Consider the following 3,421-nt stretch of genomic DNA (forward strand, 5'->3'; position numbering starts at 1 on the left):
CGGACGCTGCGCCGGACGCTGTGCCGGGCGTGGCGGTGGGCGCTGCGGTAACGGGGGCGGCAGCCTCGGCTGGCTGCGCGCCGGCTTGGGGGGTGTCCGTCATGCCCTGCCGCCTACGCGCTCATGCTTGCGGAGTTCGCGGTACTGGCGGGGCCGGTCGTCGTGGTTGGCAACGGCGTGGGCCGCAGCCGGTCGTACAGCCGGATCAGCAGCATCACCACCACCATGGAGAACAGCAGCCGCGCCCACAGGGTGCCGCCAAGGTGGGCGCCGATAAGGGCCATCAGCAGGGTGTCCTCGATGAGCGCGTGCGACAGGCCCATGAGCGACATGGCGCTGAACACGTCGCGCGGGGGCACCTTGCCGCCCTGCACCTCGTGCACGATGAGCCCGCCGCCGTAGGCGATGCCGAGGCTGAGGCCCACGATGGTGATGGTGGCGGCGTTGTCGCCGATGCCCATCAGCCGCAGCACCGGGCGCAGGCAGGCGTTGAGCAGCCTGGTGATGCCCGCGGCGTCCAGCACGCGCATCAGGGCCATCAGCACCAGCACGATGCCGAAGACCGAGATCAGGTTGCGCGCCTCGTTCCAGGCCCAGGCGGCCAGGGTGGCCGGGGCCTCGCGCGGGGCCCACAACATGGTGGCGGGCTCGGAAAGGTAGCCGGTGGCGTCGAAGAAGGCGCGCATCAGCATGCCGCACAGCAGCGCCCCGCCAAAGCGCAGCACGATCTGGGTGGTCATGTTCAGGCCGCACTGCTGGGCAATGCGCCCTTCCACCAGAACATTGTGGGCGATGAGGGTCATGGTGGCAAAGGTGGTCACCTGGGCCACGCTCAGCTGTTCCATGCCCGGCAGCAGCCCGGCGTACACGAACAGGCCGCTGTAGATGTTCACCAGCATGCTGGTGGCCCACGACAGTCCGAGGTCCGCGGGCAGGCCCACCAGACCCATGATGGGCGACAGCGGCAGGGCCAGGTAGCGCACCAGGTCCAGTTCGGTCAGCACCTTGACCACGATGATGATGGGCACCATCACCTTGACCAGCGTGAGCCAGACGCGGAAGGCGTCTCTGGTGGTGCCGCGCGCGGCGCGTGCGAGCGTGCGGAGGGTTTCGGCGGGCGGCATGTGGTTTCCCTTTGGTATCCTGATCGTTGGTGGCCGCTGGCCGAAGTGCGGTCTGCCCGCGCGACGTCAGGCGTCGTGCATGGCGGGCAGGCATTCCTTGTAGATGTAGTCGCGCAGGGCCTGCGGCCACGGGCGCGGGGTGATGCCGGTCATCTGGGTGAAGCGTGCGGTGTCCAGTACAGAAAAGGGCGGGCGCTGGGCCTTTTGCGGGTAATCGCGCGATGGTATCGCGTGCACCTTGCAGGGCAGCCCGGCCAGGTTCACCGCCTCGGACGCCAGTTCGCACCAGCTGGCCTGCCCGGCGTTGGCCACGTGGAAGATGCCGGTGGCCCGCAGTTCGGCCAGCTTCACGCTGCCCGCCGCCAGGTCCAGGGTATAGGTGGGCGAGCCGATCTGGTCGTGCACCACGCGGGCCTCGCCCTTGTCGTGGCAGATGTCCAGGATGACCTTGACGAAATTGCGGCGTCCCGGCCCGAACAACCACGAGGTGCGCACCACGCAGGCGTTGTCCGGGCACTGTTGCAGCACGGCCTGTTCGCCGGCCAGCTTGGTGGCGCCGTAGACGGACGCGGGATCGGGCGTGTCGTCCGGCGTATAGGGCGCGCCCTTTTTGCCGCTGAACACGAAGTCGGTGCTGAAGTGCACGAGGTGCATGGACGTGCCACGCACCATGCGCGCAAGGCAGGTGGGCAGTTGGCGGTTCAGGCGGGTGGCGTCTTCCTCGCGTTCTTCGGCCAGGTCCACCTGGGTCCAGGCCACGGTGTTGAAGATCACGGTGGGTTCGGCGCGCTCGATGAACGAGGCCAGCGCCCCGGAATCGAGCACGTTCACGTCGTCGCGCCCGGTGGGCAGGGCGTCCCAGCCCGATTCGCGCAGCACGCGCACCAGCGCCTGGCCGAGCAGCCCGGTCCTGCCGCCGAGCACCAGCGCCTTGGGGCGCGGGCTCACAGTCGTTCTCCGTACCAGCGTTGCATGAATTCCCTGTACGCCCCCGAGGCTACGCTTTCAAGCCATGCCGCGTTGTCCCGATACCATGCCACGGTTTCCGCCAGGCCCCGCTCGAAGTCGTATTCCGGCGCGTAGCCAAGTTCTTGCGCCGCCAGCGAAAAGTCCATGGCGTAGCGGCGGTCGTGGCCGGGGCGGTCGGTAACGTGGCGGATCAGGCTTTCCGGCTTGCCCACCAGGCGCAGGATGGCGCGCACCACTTCTATGTTGGGTCGTTCCGCCGCGCCGCCGAAGTTGTAGACCGCGCCCGGGCGGCCCTTTTCCAGCGCCAGCAGCACGCCACGGCAGTGGTCGTCCACGTGGATCCAGTCGCGCACGTTCATGCCGTCGCCATAGACGGGCAGGGTTTCGTCGCGCCCGGCCCGGCCGATCATCAGCGGAATGAGCTTCTCGGGGAACTGGTATGGGCCGTAGTTGTTGGAACAGCGGGTGATGACCACCGGGTAGCCGTAGGTTTCGAACCAGGCGCGGGCCATCAGGTCGCCCGCGGCCTTGGAGGCGGAATAGGGGCTGTTGGGGGCCAGCGGGGTGGATTCGGTGAAGCGGCCCTCCGCCCCCAGGGTGCCGTACACCTCGTCGGTGGAAACGTGGACGAAGCGGGTAACCCCGGCCCCGCGGGCGGCGGTGAGCAGCGTTTGCGTGCCCAGCACGTTGGTGACCACGAAGGGCGCGGGATCGTCTATGGAGCGGTCCACGTGGGTTTCCGCCGCGAAGTTGACCACCGCGTCGATGCGATGCTGCGCAAGGATGCGGCGTACCGCGTCCGCATCGGCGATGTCGGCGTGCTCGAAGAAATATCGGGTGCCGCCGTGGGTCTTTTCCACGTCGGCAAGGTTCAGCGGGTTGCCCGCGTATGTCAGCTTGTCGAGGTTGACCACCGTTATGTCGGGGCGACGGTCGATGACGAGACGGACGAAGTTGGTGCCGATGAAGCCGCAACCGCCCGTGACGAGTAGGCGCATCATGTCTCCGTGATGGTGACGGGTGTGCAAGGGATGGAAACCGGGAGGCGAGGCCCGGTCAGGTCTGGTGAGGCCTGGTGCCCATGCTCGGGCCAAGCCCTGCAAGGTCCGGATGGTACAGGCAGCGGCGGTGCAAGGTCAATATGGCGCGGTGGGCGGCGCCGGAACGGTGTGCGCCGTGCATCGTGCAGAAATAACTTGCAATGTTGCGTGGTCGTGGGTAGCGTGCACCGTGGCGCTTCACGTCGTTGCGCCGCCCGGCATGCAACGGGGGCGAGGGCCCTGCGCGCCCCGCGCGCGGCGAGACCGCATCCGGCCCGCATCCGGCCC

Annotated in this window: 3 protein-coding genes; all 3 read right to left on the minus strand. The window is 68.2% G+C overall.

The genetic code is table 11. The features are described from left to right. Window positions 1-113: 113 nt before the first annotated feature. Window positions 114-1,124, minus strand: a complete 1,011-nt coding sequence (locus tag FVW20_RS10275) for a hypothetical protein (RefSeq protein WP_196609389.1) — start codon at window positions 1,122-1,124, stop codon at window positions 114-116. Window positions 1,125-1,190: 66 nt separating this feature from the next. Beyond that, window positions 1,191-2,072, minus strand: a complete 882-nt coding sequence (gene rfbD, locus FVW20_RS10280) for a dTDP-4-dehydrorhamnose reductase (protein WP_196609391.1) — start codon at window positions 2,070-2,072, stop codon at window positions 1,191-1,193. Further along, window positions 2,069-3,091, minus strand: coding sequence for a dTDP-glucose 4,6-dehydratase (rfbB, locus tag FVW20_RS10285; RefSeq protein ID WP_196609393.1), 1,023 nt, complete (start codon window positions 3,089-3,091; stop codon window positions 2,069-2,071). The genes rfbD and rfbB overlap by 4 nt, the downstream gene beginning before the upstream one ends. Between the last annotated feature and the right edge of the window lie 330 nt (window positions 3,092-3,421).

Origin of the sequence: Nitratidesulfovibrio oxamicus (genome assembly GCF_015731765.1) — a bacterium.
Classification (GTDB): Bacteria; Desulfobacterota; Desulfovibrionia; order Desulfovibrionales; family Desulfovibrionaceae; genus Cupidesulfovibrio; species Cupidesulfovibrio oxamicus.

Bases quoted from the DNA above. Each gene is read 5' to 3' on its own strand.
- FVW20_RS10275 (WP_196609389.1), bottom strand. From the start codon at position 1,124: ATGCCGCCCGCCGAAACCCTCCGCACGCTCGCACGCGCCGCGCGCGGC.
- rfbB (WP_196609393.1), bottom strand. From the start codon at position 3,091: ATGCGCCTACTCGTCACGGGCGGTTGCGGCTTCATCGGCACCAACTTC.